At 31.0% G+C, this 1,115-nt stretch carries 2 protein-coding genes; both read left to right on the top strand.

Annotated elements, in window-relative coordinates; translation table 11 throughout:
• Positions 1-13 precede the first annotated feature (13 nt).
• Positions 14-112 carry an NADH-quinone oxidoreductase subunit D-related protein gene (locus EIZ48_RS31485; RefSeq protein ID WP_500690625.1) on the top strand — a complete coding sequence of 33 codons (99 nt, stop codon included), beginning with the start codon at positions 14-16 and terminating at the stop codon, positions 110-112.
• Between the two features lies 1 nt (position 113).
• Complete coding sequence (locus EIZ48_RS31480) at positions 114-680, top strand: NADH-quinone oxidoreductase subunit H (RefSeq protein WP_160658735.1); 567 nt, start codon at positions 114-116, stop codon at positions 678-680.
• Positions 681-1,115: the final 435 nt, after the last annotated feature.

Below are 1,115 nucleotides of genomic sequence, written 5' to 3'. Positions count from 1 at the left end.
GGGTTTTATCAATTTGCAAATTCTTCCTCAATTAGTTAAAAGWATGAAATTGGCTGATATTATGACGATACTAGGTAGCATMGATATCATTATGGGAGAAGTTGATCGTTGAAATGATAATTAATACAASAGAAGTAGAAGCTATCAATTCTTTTTCTAGGTTRGAAKTCTTAAAAGAAATCTATGRYATCRTATGGSYRTTTGTCCCTATTTTAACTACTGTATTAGGAATTACAATAGGTGTACTCRTAATTGTTTGGTTAGAAAGAGAAATATCTGCCRGSATACAACAACGTATTGGCCCTGAATATGCSGGCCCWTTGGGKATTCTTCAAGCTCTAGCRGATGGGACAAAATTGMTTTTYAAAGAGAAYCTTYTTCCAKCTMGAGGAAATATYAGTTTATTYAGTATTGGCCCCTCCCTAGCTGTCATATCMATTTTRTTAAGTTATTCAGTAATTCCTTTTGGCTATCATCTTGTTCTAGCCGATCTCAGTATAGGYGTTTTTTTATGGATTGCTATTTCAAGTATTGCTCCCATTGGACTTCTTATGTCAGGATATGGATCAAATAATAAATATTCCTTTTTAGGTGGTCTACGGGCTGCTGCTCAATCAATTAGTTATGAAATACCATTAACTCTATGTGTGTTATCAATATCTCTACGTGTGATTCGTTAAAACAAAAACTTTCTYTTATTTCATTTTTCATTTCTAGTAAAAAAGTTAAATGAATTGAATCCATTTTCATTTTTTTTTTATTCATCAGTTAAATTGATGAACTAAACCAGATAGTTATATGAGTGAAAGAAAACAGCTTACAAATTCGCAGTAAAAAATGGAGCCTCATTGCCTATGTACAAGAGTTAAATGAAAAGRAAACARCAGTCTATACTRTTTACCCCAARCTTGATTSATTARTCATTATGKCTTGAAGCGGGTTTAAAMWAAAARATCCAATTCTAGAAAAYTTTGACTATYTATTCCCATATTACTATAAGAAKAATAGAGGATTGAKCAAAAAARAGTGGATGATTAGGAACACCAAGATACAAAAAGGATTAGTAATGTAAMTAATGMAAATTATCCAMYSGRATATTTCGACRTCAAGAAAAT

Source organism: Photobacterium alginatilyticum (assembly GCF_009910675.1).
Classification (GTDB): domain Bacteria; phylum Pseudomonadota; class Gammaproteobacteria; order Enterobacterales; family Vibrionaceae; genus Photobacterium; species Photobacterium alginatilyticum.
This window is presented reverse-complemented; position numbering and strand designations above follow the sequence as displayed.